Below are 20,413 nucleotides of genomic sequence, written 5' to 3' on the forward strand. Positions count from 1 at the left end.
ATTTCCTTGCTTTTAATTTTTCCATGCTATGGTGAAACAGTCTTCCGTTTCGTCGATATAACCTGAAATACTGATTAGATTTATATGGATTTCCTGAATATCCCAAGAGCGTCCAATATTTTCTTCAACTGACTCGCGATTTATTACCAATGGTTTATTACTGTTAATTTTTACCATTGCTGGTAAATATTGAATATCTACGTCAGGATTATCCTTTTCAATTGCATCTACAATTGGACGTGTGTCATCATTTGCCTGAAAAGCAATAAAAACATTTCCAGCCATTTTTTTTGCTCCTTAAACCAATTTTAATTTTTCTAGACGAGTCTGAAATTGATCTTTAACAAAATCAATGATTTGATCTTCGAACCCTAATGCTTCATTCAATTGTGTAATTGCTTCAAATGCTTGTGGTCGATATTTCTCAATCCATTCGATTAATTGAGTCTTATTATTCTCTGACTCGGCTGCTGTGGTTTTTAATACAGCGTTTATCCAATTCGATGTATCATCAAACCATTCGTTTAAAAATGCAGTTAACATAACGATGGTATTTGCACCGTTAGGGACAAATTTATTATGAATAACATATTTTACATATGGGAAAATAAAGCCATCTAAAACAAAATTTTGCGCAACAAATAATTCAAACCAATCTTTGATAAGAAAAAGTTCTTCTATACTTTTACGGAGTGGCTGCCAGTGTGGATTCATTAGCCAGTCATTTTTACCTTCCTGTAAAAAGACAGTTTGGTTTTCACCAATAATAAGTCCTATACGAGTCAAAAATTGTGCATTACCTAAACGATCCATGGTACAGAACATTGCAGCATTGGTTAAAACTGCACCATAACCTTCACCAGTAATATAGCTATTGTTCATATTTGCTCCCCACTCATAATGACGTAGAGGTATTAACAATGTACTAATTTTTGCTAAAACTTGTTCAGGAATATAAGCCAATAAGTTATTTTTCTCAGTGAGAGTAAAATTACTTTCCTGTACTTCCTGTAAGCGTGAACGCGCTAACGTATAAGTTCCATAATACAACTGGCGCGGGTCTTTTAAGGCATACCAATCTTGCATTTTGATTACAGTTTTTTCCTTATCAAAAATTTCGTAATCAGAATTAAAAAGTGGGCGATAATGAAAATTTATTTCTTCCTGAAGGTCATAGCTCGCTTCTTGATAACGTGTTGCTATTTTATCACCAAAACGTTCTTCTACATACTTATATGTATTTCGAATTGGCTGTACTGTGGATGTCTTAATATCTATTTGCATGATCAAACTCCCTGATCTTTACTATTCTTTTATACCTGGTTGACCATAACGCCATTTCATACGATCAAATTCAATTTTTGCCTGTTCACTTGCACTGAGCTTTTGAACATTATGTTGAGTACAAAACTCTTCAAATGCATCAAAAGGCATAATGAGTTCGACTGACAAATCTGGATCTCCAATTGAAAATTCAAATTCTACGAACTTATTATTTTGTGTCCCTGTGACATGAACAAAACATACTGGCGGTGGCGTAGCATCGTTTAGCATGATTGAAGTTCCTTAATCACTTACATTAGTTATATTGCAAACAGCGTGCCAAATATTTTTATTATTATTTTCAATAACTTAAATTTTAGTCATTTTTTATAAATTTGAGAATTTTATTAAAATAGGTATTTTCTTAGAAAATTATGAAAGACTCTATATGATATAATTATTTTTACGGATACTTTTTCAGTAAAAAAGATTCACTCTTTTTACAACAAAAACCATTGATAATAGAAGGGTAGTTATCAAGTAAAATAAACAAAGCTAGAGTAGAATATTGTTAAAATGATTGGTTCTAAAAATATAAGTTTCATACTATTCACTGCTCTTCTTAGATTCCTGTCTAAGTGCCCATATGATTTACAATTGCTCTAAAACCAATGGGCATAAATGAGTTAAAAGTACAAATGCTACTTAGAATCATTGGGCATTAAATAAAAAGTCGTTGAAACCTATTTATTAAAAGCGATAACCAATTTTGAGACCATATGCGATTGCATTATTATCTTCAAACTGAGCAATATAATCATTTGTACCAAACTGTGAACCTGATTGCGCATTGGCATTTCCTAACCAAAAATATTTAATACCACCAGCAATAAAAGTTTGAGCAGTTGGACTGTATTGTAGACCAAGTCCCACATTCCAATAGCCATTCACAGGACCAAGTGTTGTTATTGGATTACCAGCCCCTGAATCCCAACCTATTGAAAGATTACCCGACCAATATTCATTTATTTTTCGCCCAACTCCAACATTGGCTGACCATTGATCATCGGAATACTCAACTAAGTTAAATCCATTCATCTTTCCAGTCATAGAACCAACAGCTTCTGTCACCTTTCCAAATTTGTATGGTCTTATCGTAAAATTTTTCCAATCAACCCAACGCATAGTGGCAAATAACACTGTGTTTTTCATTATCCCTGTTTGAAAATCTATGTTGACAGATTGAGGCGTTGTAATTTGGGATTGCCCTTGTTGCCGATTTGCAGTCACAATGTCACTAATTGTCTTCTGTATTGCATCAGCCTGATTTGATGATAATTGACCTGTTGTAGCGAGTTGATCTAATGTCTTATCCAATGCAGTGACATTTGCAGTGAGTGCATTAGCAAGTTTAATGGTTTCATCTGTGCGAATCTTATGATCTATTTCAGAACGATAAGTAATTGCAGCCTTTAGAGCAATTTCAGGGATCTGATAAGCTAAACCTGCCAACCATCCTACTGCACTATCATTATGAAAGGTCGCATCATAACCATTATAAATGCTATATGCTGAGCCTCTTAAATGTAAATCTCCTCTAATAGACTGATAAGCACCTCCGCCATATATATTTAAATTTTTATTGGGTTGAAAACCTAAAATCATTGAAATATTTTGACTATTAACCTCAACCTCAGTCCCTCCAATAATATTTGTCAAATCACCTACAGTCATTGGTAAATTGCCCAGAACAGGATCTTTAGGACTAGATACAAAATTATTGCGCCCTTTATATGCTGCTTTAGCACCAAAAGGTTGATCATACAACACACCGAAAGAAATCTGATCTGTGAGTTGTAATTTTAAAGCTGCACTTGGAAAATAATAATCTTCTGCCATATCACTGATCAAACGCTGAGTTTTACTTGTCCCTGCCTCTTGTCCTACAATAGTAGGATCAAGCATCGACAATCCAGCTTCGAAATAATTCCCTATTTGTAAAAATGCCGAGATCGGCTGCCCCGAACGGTCAATTCCCGCTGCTTGTAATGTTAATGGCGTGATTGTTCCAACAACCATAACTACTGTGAGATAGGTTAGTTTCATATCGCTCATTCCTTGAATATCTATTTTCTGTTAAACCATATAATGTCTTGTTTAAAGTCTTTTTTTTCGTAGCATTTTTAATAGTGAGATAATTCGATTCCCCCATCCATGACATTCAACTGAAAATATGATTCAAATTTTGTACTGTATTTGAATCGAAATTTTCTTTCATTCCATTTGAAATTGCTTTTTTAAATTTCCTCATTTTGAACAGACGGTGTAAATTTATGTTCATGCATGTTTTTCACAAGCTCAGCAACTGAGGCTGCCCATATCTGATACCCTGCTGCACTGGGGTGATAACCATCCGTCGCCATATATGCAGCATCAAATGGAATATCTATGCTTAAAACTGTACTGTCTTTCTGTTCTGCAAATTTTTTATTCAACACATCATTAAATTGCCGAGCTGTCTCACCTAAAAAATAACGTAAAGGTTGTGGTATTGCAGGAAACAAATGCATGGGTGGTAATGATGTATAAATCATATATTTCACTGCGAACTTATCTTTGAAGATCTGATGTAAAGCATTGAGCCTTTTGCTCCAATGAGACAATAAAAGTGGTTTTGTTACATCATTTGCACCAATGGAAACAACTGCGATGTCAAATGTACACTGAGGCATAATGTCTAAATACTGATAAATATCCTTACTGGTGAACCCTGATTTGGCATGCAACTCCCACTCACAATAAAAAGTATCCTGTAAATGGTGAACAATTTGCCCTGCCAAAGCATCCACTTGCTGATCTACACCGACACCTGCTGCTGCTGAATCACCTGTAATCAAAATCCGAAGCGGCTTCAATTCAGCATTGCCCAAGACCCCTTTTCTTGCGCCCAAAGGTTCAGCTAAACGACCAGATACACTCAATAAAGTATATAAACCCTGTGCCAGTAAAACTGGACTGCACAACACATCGATTGGACGATTGAACATGAATAATTCCTTTGTATCTATGACTTATGCTTTTCCCATCTCATGACGTAACTGAGCCCTTAAAATTTTTCCAACTGCAGATTTTGGCAGTTGTTCCCGAAATTCAATTTGTTTTGGAACTTTATAATTGGTCAGGCTCTTTCGGCAGAAAGCGATCAGCTCTTGCTGGGTCAGATTTTTATTCTTAGTCACCACAAATGCCCTGACTGACTCGCCGCTGGCTTCATCTGGGCAACCGATCACCGCAACTTCAATGACCTCAGGATGACCAGATATCACATCTTCCACTTCATTGGGATAAACATTGAATCCCGAAACAATAATCAGGTCTTTTTTGCGGTCTACAATCGTCAGAAAACCTTGTGCGTCCATTGTGGCAATATCACCTGTTTTGAACCATCCATTGTCAAAAGATGTTTCATTTTCTTCAGGGCGATTCAGATACTGTTCAATAATGTGCGGACCTTTGACCCAAAGCTCTCCTGCCTGTCCCACTCCCAGCGTTTTTCCATGTTCATCAACAATTTTGAGTTCACTGGCAGGCAAAGGCAGTCCAACTGAGCCGATTAATGGATGATCCAGCGGAGGATTCACTGAGACAAAGCAACTGCTTTCAGTCATGCCATAACCCTCGACAATGGTCGAAATCTGTTTTTTCCATGCCTGAGCTGTACTTTGGCGTAAAGATGTTCCCCCAGAAATCGCGAGTTTTAAGCGTGGTGGATGCTGAATAAACCACTCCTGCTGTAATAATCCTGCAAACAATGTATCGACACCAGTGATCCAGTTCACATCAAACTTCTGGAATGCTTTTTCCAGATTTTCCAATGGTCGTGGATTCGGAATCAGAATATTGTGTCCGCCCTGGCTAAAGAACAGTAGAAAATTAAAGTTAAAGGCAAATATATGGTACATCGGCAGTGCGGTTAAAATCGTATCGCCTGGCTGAATGGCAAAACGCTCCGAATAAGCCTGAAGCATATCCTGAGCCATTTTAATCACGGCTAACAGGTTGCTGTGATAAATGACCGCGCCTTTACTTTTCCCTGTCGTCCCGCCGGTATATTGATAAAGTGCAACTGGATGCTCAACAGGAAGGAACTGTTCAAGCGTTTTCTGCCCCTCAGTTAAGGCATGGTTAAATGTCTGATATAGAATATCGGGCACTATGGTTTCCTTTGTTCGCTGAATATCAATCATCAGGCCGACTGGAAACTGAAAGAAATCTTTCATATTAGCCACCATGAGATTTATATTCAGCTCATCAACCACATCCATTGCGTTTTGGACAAAGAGATCACTTGCGATCAGTAACTTGGCTTTGCAATCCTTTAACTGATCGCCTAACTCTTTTGCAGTATATAGTGGGTTGATATTAGTCACGATCAGCCCTGCTTTCCATATACCAAAGACGGCAATCGGATAATGTAAACCGTTCGGAAGCTGAATCCCCACCACATCACCCTGTTTTAAATGCAACTCATGTTTTAAATAACAGGCAAATGCATCAGACAGATGATCGACTTGCTGATAGCTCAAAGTATGACTAAAGCCATTAGGCAGTACTACGGTAAACGCAGGCTGCAATAAATAATGCTGTACCGAATTTTTGATAATTTTTGCGGCTGTTTCAGTGAGCAGTTCTGGTTCAAACTGATAATTCTTTAATGTATCTGGATACGATGTTTCCCAAATTTTGTTCATTGACATGATATAGCTCCTTGCTGTTTCAATTGCTTTAAAAATAAAGTTTGACTGTTATTTAACTTTTCAGGGACTCTCTTTCCCTGTGGAAACAAATGGAATTTTTAGATGCAGGATAACCATAGGATCAACCAGTCCACTGAAACTAGTCATTCCCCAGTTGTTACGGTTAATCACAATATCTGCTGATGCATATACAGTCATTATCTGTGTATTGGCATCTATTCGTGGTTTACTCAGCTTGACTTTAAATTCAATTGATCTGGTGATCCCCGCGAGGGTTAAATCACCCTGAACTTTTGAGTGTTGCTGATCTATGATCTGAATACGGTTGCTACTGAATGTTGCATATGGATATTTTTTGACATTAAAAAACGAGGCTCCCTTTAACATTTCATCCGAAATCCTTTTTCCTGTAACAACCTGATCAGTGTAAATTTTCACCTCGATTTGCAAGTTTTCAGGTTTGAACAAATCACCTTGCAGCCTACTTTCAAATGCTGGAAATACGCCTTCGACTGACATCATTCCAGTAGTTTTAAAACTCATGTTTGCTTGCTGAGTATCCATACGCCAATCTGCTGCGTGACTCAAAGGTATGGTCATTAAGCCCATCGCCAACAACAGCGGAGATGCCCATTGACCCTGCAAAACACTTTTTGCTGAATACAGGAGTTGCATAAATAAAGTATCCATATCAGAAATAGATAAACAGGTAAGTGCTGATACAGCCAGGCATTGAATGCCTGGCTGTACTGATCACTAAAGCTGAACTTCAATATTTTCGATTGGAAATGCCACACAGGAATAAATCCAGCCGAAATCTTTATCCGATTTGCGTAAGTGTGCTTCGGGCGGGTTGAATACCGAACCCGATACCAGTTTAACCCGGCATAGGCTGCACTCTCCTGAGCGACAGGCATTTTCAGCGGAATAACCATGACGCTCCAGACTGTTCAGTAAGGGTTCACCAGCTGTGGTTTTGAAGCTGCCACGCCCTCTGACTGTCACTACGACTTCATCTTCCAGACTGAGCTGAGCTGGCCAGCCTGGATTAGCATCTGGTTGCTTGGGTGCACCATTGGCTTCAATACGAATGCGACGGGACTTGATCCCGAGTTGCTGAAGTTGCATGGCTGAAGTTTCGTTAAATGGTGTGGGACCACAGATGTAAAACATCTTGTGTTCAAGGTCACGGCCTAACAACTGTTGTAAAATTTCAGTACTAAGTCGGCCACTGCGTCCCTGGTAATTTTCACCAGGACGGGTAACGAAAGTAGTTAATTTAAAATTTTGATATTGTTCAGCCAGCGCCTGTAGCTCTTGTGCATAAATCACATCATCTTCAAAACTGTTGACATAAATCAGGTGAAACTGATAAGGCAACTGACGCTCTAAAATTTCAAGCAACATACTTCTGGCGGGCGCACTGCCTGAGCCACCTGCCAGAAACACAAGGTCATCACCATGAAATAAAGGGTTATAGCAGAATGTCCCCATGGGTGAAGTACTCAAAAAATGCTGCCCTGCACAAACCTGATCAAGTAAAAAACCAGACACAAATCCACCTTGAGCACGTTTCACAGTTAAATCATAAAAATGACGTTGCAGTGGTGAAGACGAAATGGCGTAAGGTCGAGCAGTTAATACCCCATCAATATCCACAAACAGATTGATATACTGCCCTGCCTGAAATGGTGGTAAAGTCCCACCATCAACCGTGGCGAAGCGCAATGTTTTTGTGGTCGGCGTTTCTTCGACAATTTCAATGACTTTCAGTTTAAGTCGTTTGGGGTGCAGCTGGTTCACTGTTTGCTGAACCTGCCCTCTGATTTCCTTAAAATCAGTCCCTGTTTTCGCAAGTTCATCTTTCTCCTGAATGGCTTCAGTAAAACCTGTCACAATATTTAAGACATTATGCTCAGACATTTTCCAGCTCCTTTGCTTTCAATTGTTTAAGTACCGCACGAGCAGTAGATTCACCTGCCATATACGTTGGCTGAAAGCCTCCCATCGAGGTCCATGCACCTGCAATATATAAGCCGGGTATACCATCCAGTCGGTCACGGAGCAGAGCCGAGTCCTGAGTCGTTTGCTGAAAGCCATAGATTGCTCCACCAGGCGTATTCAGATAACGCATCATGGTCAAAGGCGTAGCAACTTCCACTTCTTCAATGTACTGACGAACTTCAGGGAACACTTTTTCGATGACTTCTATAAGTTTTTCAGCAAATTGATACTTGGTCTTCGTGTAATTTTCAGGAGCCACTGACTGCCAGACATCCCCATACTGCAAGCAAACAAGTACAACCTGACTTTTCCCTGGCGGAGCAAAATCAGGATCCTCCAGGTTGTAACATGTCAACATTCCACCCAATGGCGCTTCCAAACTTTCCATTCTTTGATGGATCAGTTCTTCATCCAGAGTTTCATAAATAAAACTCGATGCAGTTTCTATACCCAGTTCCTGTGGGGTGCAATCCAGTCCCAGATAAATAACAAAAGCTGAAGTCCCCATCCGGCGTGATTTAAAGTCCTGCTCAACTGGCAATGGCAGTGTTTCAATATCCAGAAGTTCATTAAAGGTAATGAGAGGGCTTGCATTTGAGACAACTGCATCACAGGAAATGGTTTCCCCCGTTTCCAGGCGTACAGCACATACTTTTCCATGCTGAGTCAGTATCTTCTCCACGCCACAATTAAAACGGACCTCACCGCCTGCTTCCATAAAGGAGTCCACCAGTGCTGTCGACATTGCCTGTGAACCACCTTTAATATGCCAGGGTTTAAACACGGCATAGGCATAAATCATGGCAGCCAGATCTGGAAAAGGCAGCATTGCCGGTGGCACACCCAGATAAAGCCAGTACGTTGCCAAAATACTTTTAAGTTTTGAATCAACAAAAAACTCATCCAGCACATCTTTGACAGTACGGAAGCCATACTGAACGTAGTAAGGACACGTTGATTTGAGCACCTCTTCATTATTGCTTCTTCTGGCCTGCGGAAATGAGGTGAAACTTTCCATGGTTACTTTTTCGCAAATCAATAAAAAATGCTCGATTGCCTGTTGCTCATTAGGAAAAAGATCATTTAAAACTTTTTTAATTCCTGACCAACTTGCTGGCAAGGTGACATCAATTTCACCAGGAACCACCAGTCGATAAAGTGCATGCTCCTGAACAAATTCAACCTTGTCCATGACCCCTAACTTTTCAAAAAGTTTACGCATGACAAATGGCTGATCTTCTGTTCCCAGGCCACTCAACTGATGTAATGCAACTTCGAACTCAAATTCACCCCGTACAAAAGAAGTTGCACAGCCGCCAGGGATATTATGACGTTCCAGCAAGAGTGTTTCACTGCCGCCTCTCTGTAGAGCTGTTGCAGCTGTCAGACCGGCATTTCCTGCACCAATGACAACAGTATGGTAATGTTTCATGTGACTTCCCAAATCTTAACACTGATAAGTTAAAGTTAAAAAAATTAAAGGGTTTTCCCTAATGGCAATAAATCATCGAATTGTGCTGCTTGACCAGACATTCTTGCCTGCACAGATCTCAGAATGTCCTGACCATTCAGAAAAGCACTTTGCAGCAGTACAGTATGTTCCAGTGACTCGTATACCCCATGATCGCGGCTATAGAGCATTGCACGTTTAATTCCGGTTACTGCAATCGGCGGACGTTGAGCAATGGTTTTAGCCATCTGAAAAGCACCTTCCACCAGCTGCTCAGCACTGGAATATAGCCTGATCACTAATCCCAGTCGCTCTGCATCAGCAGCATTCAGGGTGTCTCCAGTCAAAGCCAGGTAACGCGCGAATCCCGCTGGAACCAATCTTTGCAGACGCTGTAATATTCCAAGATCAGCCATCATGCCGACATTTGTTTCTTCAATCCTGAATTCAGCATTTTCAGTTGCCAGACAAAAGTCACATGCGGCAATCAGATCAAATCCTGCCCCAATACATACCCCCTGAACTGCCGCAATCACAGGAAAACGAACCCTCTCTAGAGCATTGATTGCATATTGCATTTTTTCCAGACCCGCTTGCATCGCTTCACGCTGTACAGGGCTTACAGCATGAAATTCTTGTGCATCTGAAAACATGTTCAGATCCAGACCACCACAAAACACTCGGCCCTGCGCTGTAATGACCATGGCTCTCACTTGCCCAGAGCGACTGAGTTCCTCAAGTGCTTCTGGAAATTCACTCCAGAATGCCTGCGTCAAACTATTGACTTGCTTTGGCCGGGCAAGTTGTAAATGGGCAATGCCATCTGCGACAGAGACTTCAAAACATTCATAGTTCGGCATTTTTATTTCTTCCTTTACGCTATAAAATGATGATCAAATCAAGTTAAATTAAACAAACCAACGGGTTGCAACAGAAATCATTTTTTTAACCAAAGGCGTATAAGGCGCCTGAAACATATCTAAAGTTGTAAAATGAACCTTGACCACTGCGCGCTCATGAGAAAAAGTTTTAAAACCAAATAGTCCATGATACGACCCCATGCCACTGGTATTAACACCCCCAAAAGGCAAAGACGGATTCATCGCTTGCAGTCCCGAACCATTGATACATGTTCCTCCTGCAGTGGTCTGTTTTAAAATATATTCAATCTGCGCTTGATTCCGCCCATAAATATAGAGCGCCAGCGGTTTGGTCCTCTGATTAATGTGTTCAATGGCTTGATCAATATGCTGAAAGCCAATCAAAGGCAAAATGGGACCAAATATCTCTTCAGATAATATTTCTGACTGTTCTGCCAGATCGGTAATAATGGTGGGTTCAATAAAACGCTGGCTTTCATCACTGCCGCCCCCCGTTATAATTTGAGCACCATGCAGCAGCGCATTTTGCACCAAACCATTTAGACGCTGAAAATGTGCATGATTTACAATTCTGGCTAAGTCCTGATTATTTTGACGTGCGTCAAAAGTCCGACCATAAGTTTTTCCCAACTGTTGTTTTAATTCCTGTTCAAAAGACTGCTTCACGTCCTCATGAATAAGTACATAATCTGGAGCAAAACAGGTTTGTCCTGCATTACTGAATTTTGCCCAGATTAACCGTTGAGCCGCTTTTTTTAAATTTGCTGTTTTATCCACAATAACGGGGGATTTTCCTCCAAGCTCCAGTGTCACACTGGATAAATGCTGTGCAGCCGCCTGCATAACTACACGGCCCAAGCGTGGGCTGCCTGTAAAGAAAATATGATCAAATGGCTTTTGTAGCAGTAAATGCGCTGTTTCACCATCCCCTTCCACAACTGCAACTTCCTGTTCATCAAAATTATCACGAATAATATCCGCGATCAGTGCAGACATGCGTGGGGCTAGTTCTGAAGGCTTTAGGATGACCGTATTTCCTGCTGCAATCGCATCAATTAAAGGAACAAAACTTAGATTAAATGGATAATTCCAGGGCGCAATAATTAAGCAGACACCTTTCGGCTCATAAATTATCTGGCTACTTGTTCCCATCAGCGCCATATTGGTAGGTACCGACTTAGGTTTCATCCATTTTTTTAAATTACGCATCACATAATTTGCTTCAAGCACAGTTGCTGTAACTTCCCAAAAATCCACTTCTGCGGCAGGCTTGGAAAAATCGTCAAATGCAGCTTGTTGTAATTCTTTGATACGGCTCAGAATACTGAGTTTAAGTCGATTAATTTTATCTATACGTTGCCCTGCTGTTGAAGCCTTTACAACAGCAGCATACTTTCTTTGTGACTGAAAGATACGCTCAAGTTCATTGACTGCTGCAGAGTTTGGCTCTGACTGTGGCATAGAATTGAAATTGCTTGCGTTCACAGCTTGCTCCTTTATGCGAGTGCATAAATAAATATCTTTTTTTGATTTTTCTGGCTGATCCAGCAATCAAAAAACTCAATGGCTAATCTATAAGCAATAAAATAGACTCTAATCTTTACAGTGTCAATATTCTTATCAATGTAAAGATTAAAAAAATAGATTATCCTTGATATAATTCATGAAAGAGATGATTTGATGAGTAAAACTACTGGACGTTCAAGAAATACCTATCATGTAGGTAATCTTGCACCACAATTAATACAAGTCGCACGGGAAATGCTTGAAGAAGTTGGACCTGCGAAGCTCTCTATTCGTGCAATTTCTGAAAAGATTGGTGTAAGTGCGACGGCAACTTATCATCATTTTGCAAATCGAGTGGATTTACTCAGCCATCTTGCAGCTCAGGGATTTAATGAACTCGAAAAAGTGCTGCTAAACCGTGAAGCAAATATAGATAAATTTGCTTTACTGCGAAATTCAAGCTTGGCTTACTTTAAATTTGCCCGTAAAAACCCCGCTTTATATCAATTAATGTTTGGTCCTGAGCTATCAAATGCTGAAAGAAATGAAATCTCAGAATTACAACATGCAAGAGATACAGCTTTTCATGAGCTCAAAAAAATTATTGCAGAAGTTCTTGAAAAAGATGTAGATAGCCCTGAAGTTAAACAAGGTGCGCTTGCTAGTTGGTCATATACACATGGACTCACTTCATTGGTTATTCATCATGTATTTGATTATCCTGAAGATTTAACGGATGAACGTTTTGTTGATCGAACCTTACAAGGTTTTTCATATCTATTTCAAAGTAAAGAATGAGGTTTTAATTATTGAGAGGGGAAATATTTTCCCCTCTAGAACAATGCTATTTATAAAATCAAAATAAGAAAAAATCCTTCGATTTTTGAAACTCTTACTGAAACAGCATAAAGTAATTCTATCTATAATTACATCAAACCTCAGGGGTGTTACCCGAGGATATAATTGGTTTCCGTCAGCAATTAATATAATATTTTCTTTTTAAAGCAACCCTCTCTAAAATTTCCATTTTTAAAAAATTACAATTTAAAATAAAATATTTATAAAGAATCATACCTTTCAATACAGCTCCTTATGCTTCCATTCAATCTATCTCATTAATTAACAAACAATCCGTCATTGACTGCAACCTAGAAAATGTCAAACCCTCTACCATTTCAGTCACATAAGCCTGTTGGTCTTTCAGTGCGATGGTACATAAATCGGTATAAATACGGTCTACACATTGCTGCCCTGTCACGGGATAACTCAGTTTAGAAACAATCTTGGCAATGCCATTTTTGGTGGTATGTTCCATACATACATAAATCGATTTTGCACCCACAACAAAATCCATTGCCCCACCTACCGCAGGAACGTCTTTGTCCTTGCCTGTATGCCAATTGGCTAAATCACCATTGATTGCCACTTGATATGCACCTAACACTGAAACGTCTAGATGCCCACCACGCATAATGTCAAAAGAATCACCGTGATGCATGAAACAACCACCATCTTTTAAAGTAACCAATTCTTTGCCTGCATTAATCAAATCGGTATCTTCATCTTCTGGCAAAGGTGGCGGACCAAAAGCTAAGATGCCATTTTCAGAATGCAAAATAATTTCCTTGTCTTTCGGTAAATATTGAGCCACTAAAGTGGGCAAGCCAATACCCAAATTGACATACGTTCCCTCATGAATATCCTGTGCAATCAATTGGGCAATTTCATGGCGTGTTCTTTTTTGATAACTCATACAATATCCTCAACTTTCACCACATGCTGCACAAAAATTCCAGGAGTAATAATCGCTTCAGGATCGAATGTGCCAAGTTCTACAATGTTATTGACCTGTGCAATAGTGGTTGTTGCTGCTTTTGCCATGATCGGTCCAAAATTACGCGCGGCTTTGCGATACACGAGATTGCCCCAACGGTCGGCTTGATCTGCATAAATCAAGGCATAATCAGCGCTTAAAGGATATTCTAAAACATAGTTTTTACCATGAATGCTGCGAGTTTCTTTACCTTCCGCCAAGCTTGTGCCATAGCCTGTAGGGGTAAATACTGCGCCTAAACCTGCCCCTGCGGCTTGAATACGACAGGCTAAATTGCCTTGAGGGACAAGTTCGAGTTCAATTTTTCCTGCATGATACAGCTCGCCAAATAAAGTCGAACCTGACGAACGCGGAAATGAACAGACTATTTTTTTGACTAAACCCGACAGTAATAATTTGGCAATGCCTCGTTCACTTGAAGATGCATTATTATTAATTAAAGTCAGTTCTCTTGGACCCGCATCAATTAAAGCTTCAATCAGTTCAATGGGTTGTCCTGCCAAACCAAAACCACTGGTCATAATGGTGGCACCATCTGGTATTTTTTTTAAAATGGCTTCTATATCGCCTGTAATTTTATTGATCATGATCCATCAACCTAATTGTCAAAACCTTGATGACTGAAAAAGAGATGAAGCATCCCTCCACCTCTCATCATAAAAATTAAGCTGTTGCGGCTTTAATCATATTCTTGGCAATAATGATTTGCTGAACCTGCGTTGTACCTTCATACAAACGGAACAAACGGACATCACGGTAAAAACGCTCAATCGCATATTCACTGATATAGCCCGCTCCGCCATGAATCTGTACGCAACGATCTGCAACTCGTCCACACATTTCCGTGGCAAACATTTTGGCGCATGATGCTTCGGTACTGATATTTTCACCCAAATCACGGCGGCGAGCTGCATCTAAAACCATACATTTTGCAGCATAAATTTCAGCTTTTGAGTCGGCTAACATGGCTTGAATCAACTGAAAATTGGCAATCGGCTGACCGAATTGTTTACGCTCAATGGCATAATTCAAAGCATCTTCCAACATACGCTCCGCGCTACCTACGCTATACGCAGCAATATGTAAACGTCCTTTATCTAAAACTTTCATGGCAGTTTTAAAGCCCACACCTTCAACGCCACCAATCAATTGATCTTTATGGATACGACAATTTTCAAAAATCACATCACAGGTATGCGAACCTTTTTGCCCCATTTTTTGATCAATCTTGCCAAGGCTCAGACCTGCTGTACCTGCTTCAACCAAAAATGCTGAAATACCCGATGCACCTTTAATTTCAGGATTGGTACGTGCCATCACGGTAAATGTACCTGCACGTGGCGCATTGGTAATAAAACGCTTGGTGCCATTTAAAATATAATAATCACCGTCTTTGACTGCTGAGGTTTTTAATGATGCAGCATCTGAACCTGCGTCAGGCTCAGTTAAACAGAATGAGCCAATAATTTCACCGCTGGCATATTTAGGCAAATATTTCTGTTTTTGCTCATCCGTACCATCAATGATGATTCCACTTGAACCGATGCCGTTATTTGTCCCAATTAAAGAACGAAATGCAGGTGAGGTATGCCCCAACTCAAACGCCACATTGACCTCTTCTTCCATGGTAATGCCCAAACCACCAAATTCTTCAGGAATGGTCAAACCAAATAATCCAAGCTCACGCATTTGTTGCACAATGCTTTCAGGAATTTGATCGGTTTCTGCAACTTGATGTTCCAAAGGCACCAGTTCATTTTTGACAAAATCACGAATTGTTCCAAGTAATTGTTCCAATAAATCCTGATCACGAATCATCACTATATTCCTCATTTTCAATTTTTAGGTTCAAGCTGCTCAATTTCAGACTTAAACCGAGTTAATTCCATTTCACTATTATTAAGTCAAAAAAATACACAAAAAACAATATTTTTATTAAATTTATTTTGCATTGCGAAATTAAATATTTATTCATATTATTTTCAATATGTTAGTTTAAAAATAAGCGTTTATAAGGAAAATTTAAGTAATTTAATCTTGAAAATTGATGAAAATCAGGCAATATTAATTTAAATATATTTTGCATTGCGAAACAAAAATGGATTTTAAAGACAAAACAATGGACTTTACCGATATTCAGGTCGATTACAGCATTGCTCAAGTTGCGGTCATCAAAATTCACCGTCCTGAGGCTAAAAATGCCCTGAATACACAAGTCAGAAAAGAACTGGCTCAAATTTTCAGCACTCTGAGTTTTGCTGATGATATTCATGCCATTGTGCTGACTGGCGGCGATCATGTCTTTGCCGCAGGTGCAGATTTAAAGGAAATGGCAACAGCAAGTTCAACTGAGATGATATTGCGACATACAGAACGCTATTGGAATGCAATTGCACAATGCCCTAAACCTGTGATTGTAGCTGTAAATGGCTATGCCTTAGGTGGTGGTTGTGAACTGGCAATGCATGCCGATATTATTATTGCGGGTAAAAGTGCAATTTTTGGGCAGCCTGAAATTAAGGTGGGTGTGATCCCTGGTGCAGGTGGAACACAACGATTGTTTAGAGCTGTTGGGAAATTTCATGCCATGCGCATGCTGATGACAGGTATGATGGTGCCTGCAGAGGAAGCCTATCGCATCGGTCTGGTTTCTCAAATCACTGAGGATGATCAAACCATCACAACCGCAATCAAGATGGCAGAAAATCTTGCCAAACTTCCACCCATCGCATTACAACAACTCAAAGAAGTGGCGCTATGGAGCGAAGACGTGCCTTTGCAAGCGGGTTTGGCAATGGAACGTAAAGCGTTTCAATTGATGTTTTCCACCGAAGATCAAAAAGAAGGGGCGAATGCCTTTTTAGAAAAACGTCGTCCGCACTATTCAGGTCAATAAAAACTGATTAAACAAACGTTTAAAAAATTAGTCTTAAAATATAATGAGTACTATGCAATGACGTATGACATTAAAAAAGTCGCCATTATTGGCACAGGAATTATGGGCAGTGGGATTGCACAACTTTTTGCACAAGCCCATTTTTCTACTGTTTTATATGATGCTCAGCAAGGTTCGGCGCAGCTTGCCAAAGACAAACTCAGCCAAACTTTTGAAAAATTATGCGTAAAAAATAAAATTTCAGAAACACAGTGTCAGACCGCTATTCAACATCTGTCTGTTGCGAATGCATTAGCAGAACTTTCAGATTGTGATTTGATTATTGAAGCGATTGTTGAAAATCTGACAGTCAAACAACAGCTTTTTCAAGAACTTGAAAGCCTTGTTTCACCGCAAACCATTTTAGCTTCAAATACATCATCACTTTCAATCACTAGTATTGCAGCCAAATGTGCTCAGCCTGAACGTGTGGCAGGATTACATTTTTTTAATCCTGTTCCACTCATGAAAGTTGCTGAAGTGATTGGTGGTTTAAAAACAGCACCGAACATTGTTCAGCAATTAAAGTTGCTCACAGAAAAACTCGGGCATCGTGCAGTCATTGCCAAAGATACACCGGGTTTTATTATTAACCATGCAGGGCGTGCTTATGGTACCGAAGCCTTAAAAATTTTAAATGAAAATGTCAGTACTATTGAGGACATTGATCGTATTTTAAGAGATGGTGCAGGCTTTAAAATGGGACCATTTGAGTTACTCGACTTAACAGGTCTAGATGTTTCTCATCCTGTGATGGAGTCGATTTATCATCAATACTATGAAGAACCACGTTATAAGCCCAATCCTTTGACCCGTCAGATGTTGGAAGCAGGCACACTCGGGCGAAAGACACAGCAAGGTTTTTATACTTATCCTGCACAGGAAAAAGAATCGATCGACTCGACCGTATCGGTCCATATCTCAGCAAACTTTCCAACAATATGGATTGGTGCAGACTTCCTGAAAGATCGTCAAATTTTAGAAAAATATTTAACAGATTTAAACATCGCCATAAATGCTGCGGAAATTCCAAATCCAAAGAGCTTATGTATTTTGGCATTTTATGGTGAAGACACCACACATGCCTGTCTGCGTTATGCCACTGACCCTGCAAAGAGCGTGGCAATTGACATGCTCTATGATTTTACCCAACACCGTACGTTGATGCCTTCGTTACTCACATCATCAGAATCTACTGAAGCAGCACATGCCATTTTCAGCGCAGATCAAACTTCCCTGACCATTATTCAGGAAAGTGTAGGTTTTGTCGCACAACGGGTTTTAGCTATGATCATTAACCTCGGCTGTGATATTGCCCAACAACAGATTGCTTCTGTTGACGACATAAATGACGCTGTGCGGCTAGGCTTAGGTTATCCATTGGGTCCAATTGCATGGGGAGATCATTTAGGGGCAGAAAAAATTTTACTGATCTTACAGCGTATAAGCACTATTACTTTTGACCCACGTTACCGCCCTAGCCCATGGTTACAACGTCGTGTTGCCCTGAATTTACCACTTACATTTTCACCAGCTTAAAAGGATTTTAAACATGTTAAATGCTTATATTTACGATGGTATTCGCTCACCGATTGGTCGTCATGGTGGTGCACTCAGTAGCATTCGCCCTGATGATCTAGCAGGTTTAGTCATTCAAAAGCTGATTGAAAAAACAGGGCTTTCAGGACATGAAATTGAAGATGTGATTTTAGGCAATACCAATCAGGCAGGTGAAGATTGTCGTAACGTGGCACGTCATGCAGGCTTACTTGCAGGTTTACCCGTCACTGTTCCAGGTCAAACAGTGAATCGTTTATGCGCTAGTGGATTGGGGGCAATTATTGATTCAGCACGTGCCATTAGCTGTGGTGAAGGCGATCTATATATTGCAGGTGGCGTGGAAAGTATGACTCGTGCACCCTTTGTGATGGCAAAAGCTGAAAGTGCTTTTAGCCGTGATGTCAAAATATTTGATACCACCATTGGCAGCCGCTTCCCCAATCCAAAAATCACCGAACAATACGGCGCGCACAGCATGCCCGAAACAGGCGATAATGTTGCCGTTAAATTTGGCATCAGTCGTGAGCAGGCGGATACTTTTGCTGCACAATCTCAAGCCAAATATCAAAAAGCCAAAGAAGTTGGATTTTTTGATGATGAAATTATGCCGATTGAAGTGGCTCAAGGCAAAAAATTGCCATCAAAATGGGTTCAAGAAGATGAACATCCGCGTCCAAGTTCAACTTTAGAGGCATTGGCTAAACTAAAACCATTGTTTGCAGGTGGTGTGGTCACCGCAGGCAATGCATCAGGAATTAATGATGGTGCAGCAGCTTTACTGATTGGTTCTGAAGATGCAGGTCAAAAATATGCTTTAAAACCGATAGCAAAAATTTTGTCTGCCGCTGCCGCAGGGATTGAGCCAAGTATAATGGGTGCAGGACCCATTGAAGCCATCAAAAAAGCGCTTACACGTGCCGATTTAACTTTAGCTGACATGGATATTATTGAGATCAATGAAGCATTTGCCTCTCAAGTATTGTCCTGCTTAAAAGGTCTCGATATTGATTTTGATGACCCTCGAGTCAATCCAAATGGCGGTGCGATTGCGATTGGTCATCCTCTTGGCTGTTCTGGCGCGCGTTTAGCTTTGACAGTTGCACGTGAGTTGCAACGCAGTGGCAAAAAATATGCTGTGATCAGCTTATGTATTGGCGTCGGTCAAGGGCTTGCGATGGTCATTAAAAATTGTGCTGAATAATCACACAGAGCACTCGATGCAGGTAGCTTAATTTTGCAAAGCAAAATAAGATAGCAATAAATTTCAAAAAGTATGCTTACAGATGACTCAAATTCCTAATCTGGAAGAAATTCGGCTAGACCCAATTTCACATATACATCGGGATAATAATCCGCAATTTATTGCTTCACTTGCACGTGGCTTTGAGCTTTTACGTTGTTTTTCTGCTGAAAAACAGGTTTTGGGTAATCAAGAGCTTGCACAGCTTACGGGATTACCTAAACCGAGTATTGCACGGATTACGTATACCTTAGTTACCTTAGGCTATTTGAAACAGTTACCAGACACCACCAAATATATGCTTGATATTGGTGTGCTTGCTTTGGGTTATGCTGCGCTTTCCAATATTGTAATTCGTAATTTAGCGCATCCCTTTATGCAGGAAATGAGCCTCCAAGTGCAAGCACCTGTAGCTTTAGCAACCCGTGACCGCTTGAATATGTTGTATCTGGATGTCATTCAGACCAACAGCATGATGCGTCGTCAGATTGGCTCAACCTTGTCACTTTATAGTAGTGCAATGGGACGTGCCTGTTTGGCTGCAACGCCTGAACCTGAACGGCAAGTTTTAATGACTGCATTGGAAAAGCAGCATCCCAAGCAGTGGGGCGAAATTCACTTAGGTTTGCAAAAAGCTTTTCATGATTATGAGCAACATGGCTACTGTGTATCTTTAGGAGAATGGAAGAAAGACATTAACTCTGTCGCGGTACCCTTACTGAATACCAAACATGGTCTTTTTGTCTTTAACTGTGGTGCACCAAATTTTCAGCTTTCAGCTGAACGCATTGACAAGGAAATTGGTCCAATGCTCAAGTTTATGGTGAATAATATTCATGAAGCTTTGCTCGATTTATCTTAACAGCAAGACTGATGAATCATTCCCATTTAAAAAATCACATGGGTCACACAACTGTTGTGTGGTGATGATTGAATTACCCAAATGAAGTTTAATGCTTTATTGATGATTATTTAGGTCACTT

Annotated in this window: 19 protein-coding genes; 5 read left to right on the plus strand and 14 right to left on the minus strand. The window is 40.0% G+C overall.

Features of this window, described 5'->3' with window-relative positions:
• Window positions 1–12: 12 nt before the first annotated feature.
• From C9E89_RS08850 to C9E89_RS08900, 11 genes are all read right to left on the minus strand, one after another.
• Window positions 13–285 carry an MmoB/DmpM family protein gene (locus C9E89_RS08850; RefSeq protein WP_107007889.1) on the minus strand — a complete coding sequence of 91 codons (273 nt, stop codon included), beginning with the start codon at window positions 283–285 and terminating at the stop codon, window positions 13–15.
• 12 nt (window positions 286–297) lie between these two features.
• Window positions 298–1,284 carry an aromatic/alkene monooxygenase hydroxylase subunit beta gene (locus tag C9E89_RS08855; protein WP_107007890.1) on the minus strand — a complete coding sequence of 329 codons (987 nt, stop codon included), beginning with the start codon at window positions 1,282–1,284 and terminating at the stop codon, window positions 298–300.
• 21 nt (window positions 1,285–1,305) lie between these two features.
• On the minus strand, window positions 1,306–1,554 hold the full coding sequence (locus tag C9E89_RS08860) for a phenol hydroxylase subunit (protein WP_107007891.1): 249 nt from the start codon (window positions 1,552–1,554) through the stop codon (window positions 1,306–1,308).
• Between the two features lie 459 nt (window positions 1,555–2,013).
• Window positions 2,014–3,369 carry an outer membrane protein transport protein gene (locus tag C9E89_RS08865; RefSeq protein WP_107007892.1) on the minus strand — a complete coding sequence of 452 codons (1,356 nt, stop codon included), beginning with the start codon at window positions 3,367–3,369 and terminating at the stop codon, window positions 2,014–2,016.
• A 191-nt stretch (window positions 3,370–3,560) separates the two neighbouring features.
• Window positions 3,561–4,310 carry an SGNH/GDSL hydrolase family protein gene (locus C9E89_RS08870; protein WP_107007893.1) on the minus strand — a complete coding sequence of 250 codons (750 nt, stop codon included), beginning with the start codon at window positions 4,308–4,310 and terminating at the stop codon, window positions 3,561–3,563.
• A 24-nt stretch (window positions 4,311–4,334) separates the two neighbouring features.
• A complete protein-coding gene (locus tag C9E89_RS08875; protein WP_228199005.1) occupies window positions 4,335–6,020 on the minus strand; it encodes an AMP-binding protein in 1,686 nt (561 codons plus the stop codon).
• 60 nt (window positions 6,021–6,080) lie between these two features.
• Entirely contained in the window at window positions 6,081–6,695 is a 615-nt protein-coding gene (locus tag C9E89_RS08880; RefSeq protein ID WP_171405110.1) for a YceI family protein, read from the minus strand.
• An 81-nt stretch (window positions 6,696–6,776) separates the two neighbouring features.
• Window positions 6,777–7,943 carry an FAD-binding oxidoreductase gene (locus tag C9E89_RS08885; protein WP_107007896.1) on the minus strand — a complete coding sequence of 389 codons (1,167 nt, stop codon included), beginning with the start codon at window positions 7,941–7,943 and terminating at the stop codon, window positions 6,777–6,779.
• The gene (locus C9E89_RS08890) at window positions 7,936–9,456 is read right to left on the minus strand and encodes a phytoene desaturase family protein (RefSeq protein WP_107007897.1); all 1,521 of its coding nucleotides are present in this window, start codon (window positions 9,454–9,456) and stop codon (window positions 7,936–7,938) included. Before C9E89_RS08890 ends, C9E89_RS08885 begins: the two co-directional genes overlap by 8 nt.
• Before the next feature lie 44 nt (window positions 9,457–9,500).
• Window positions 9,501–10,334: an enoyl-CoA hydratase-related protein gene (locus C9E89_RS08895; protein ID WP_107007898.1), complete on the minus strand. Its 834-nt coding sequence runs from the start codon at window positions 10,332–10,334 to the stop codon at window positions 9,501–9,503.
• A gap of 48 nt (window positions 10,335–10,382) precedes the next feature.
• Window positions 10,383–11,840 (minus strand): aldehyde dehydrogenase family protein, encoded by a 1,458-nt coding sequence (locus C9E89_RS08900; protein ID WP_213069633.1) that lies wholly within the window; start codon window positions 11,838–11,840, stop codon window positions 10,383–10,385.
• A 195-nt stretch (window positions 11,841–12,035) separates the two neighbouring features.
• On the opposite strand from C9E89_RS08900, the gene C9E89_RS08905 reads away from it, so the two are divergent.
• Window positions 12,036–12,659, plus strand: a complete 624-nt coding sequence (locus C9E89_RS08905; protein ID WP_107007900.1) for a TetR/AcrR family transcriptional regulator — start codon at window positions 12,036–12,038, stop codon at window positions 12,657–12,659.
• A 304-nt stretch (window positions 12,660–12,963) separates the two neighbouring features.
• On the opposite strand, the gene C9E89_RS08910 is transcribed toward C9E89_RS08905, so the two are convergent.
• The 3 genes from C9E89_RS08910 to C9E89_RS08920 all read right to left on the minus strand — a co-directional run bounded on the left by C9E89_RS08910 (window position 12,964) and on the right by C9E89_RS08920 (window position 15,513).
• Window positions 12,964–13,614: a 3-oxoacid CoA-transferase subunit B gene (locus C9E89_RS08910; protein WP_107007901.1), complete on the minus strand. Its 651-nt coding sequence runs from the start codon at window positions 13,612–13,614 to the stop codon at window positions 12,964–12,966.
• A complete protein-coding gene (locus C9E89_RS08915; protein WP_107007902.1) occupies window positions 13,611–14,282 on the minus strand; it encodes a 3-oxoacid CoA-transferase subunit A in 672 nt (223 codons plus the stop codon). Before C9E89_RS08915 ends, C9E89_RS08910 begins: the two co-directional genes overlap by 4 nt.
• A gap of 76 nt (window positions 14,283–14,358) precedes the next feature.
• Window positions 14,359–15,513 (minus strand): acyl-CoA dehydrogenase family protein, encoded by a 1,155-nt coding sequence (locus C9E89_RS08920; protein WP_107007903.1) that lies wholly within the window; start codon window positions 15,511–15,513, stop codon window positions 14,359–14,361.
• Between the two features lie 301 nt (window positions 15,514–15,814).
• Between C9E89_RS08920 and C9E89_RS08925 the strand changes: the two genes are divergently transcribed.
• The 4 genes from C9E89_RS08925 (at window position 15,815) to C9E89_RS08940 (ending at window position 20,292) form a co-directional block, all read left to right on the plus strand.
• Entirely contained in the window at window positions 15,815–16,591 is a 777-nt protein-coding gene (locus tag C9E89_RS08925) for an enoyl-CoA hydratase (RefSeq protein ID WP_107007937.1), read from the plus strand.
• A gap of 57 nt (window positions 16,592–16,648) precedes the next feature.
• Window positions 16,649–18,169, plus strand: a complete 1,521-nt coding sequence (locus C9E89_RS08930; protein WP_107007904.1) for a 3-hydroxyacyl-CoA dehydrogenase — start codon at window positions 16,649–16,651, stop codon at window positions 18,167–18,169.
• Between the two features lie 13 nt (window positions 18,170–18,182).
• Entirely contained in the window at window positions 18,183–19,391 is a 1,209-nt protein-coding gene (locus tag C9E89_RS08935; RefSeq protein WP_107007905.1) for a 3-oxoadipyl-CoA thiolase, read from the plus strand.
• An 82-nt stretch (window positions 19,392–19,473) separates the two neighbouring features.
• A complete protein-coding gene (locus C9E89_RS08940; RefSeq protein ID WP_107007906.1) occupies window positions 19,474–20,292 on the plus strand; it encodes an IclR family transcriptional regulator in 819 nt (272 codons plus the stop codon).
• Window positions 20,293–20,413: the final 121 nt, after the last annotated feature.

Origin of the sequence: Acinetobacter sichuanensis (assembly GCF_003024515.2) — a bacterium.
Classification (GTDB): Bacteria; Pseudomonadota; Gammaproteobacteria; order Pseudomonadales; family Moraxellaceae; genus Acinetobacter; species Acinetobacter sichuanensis.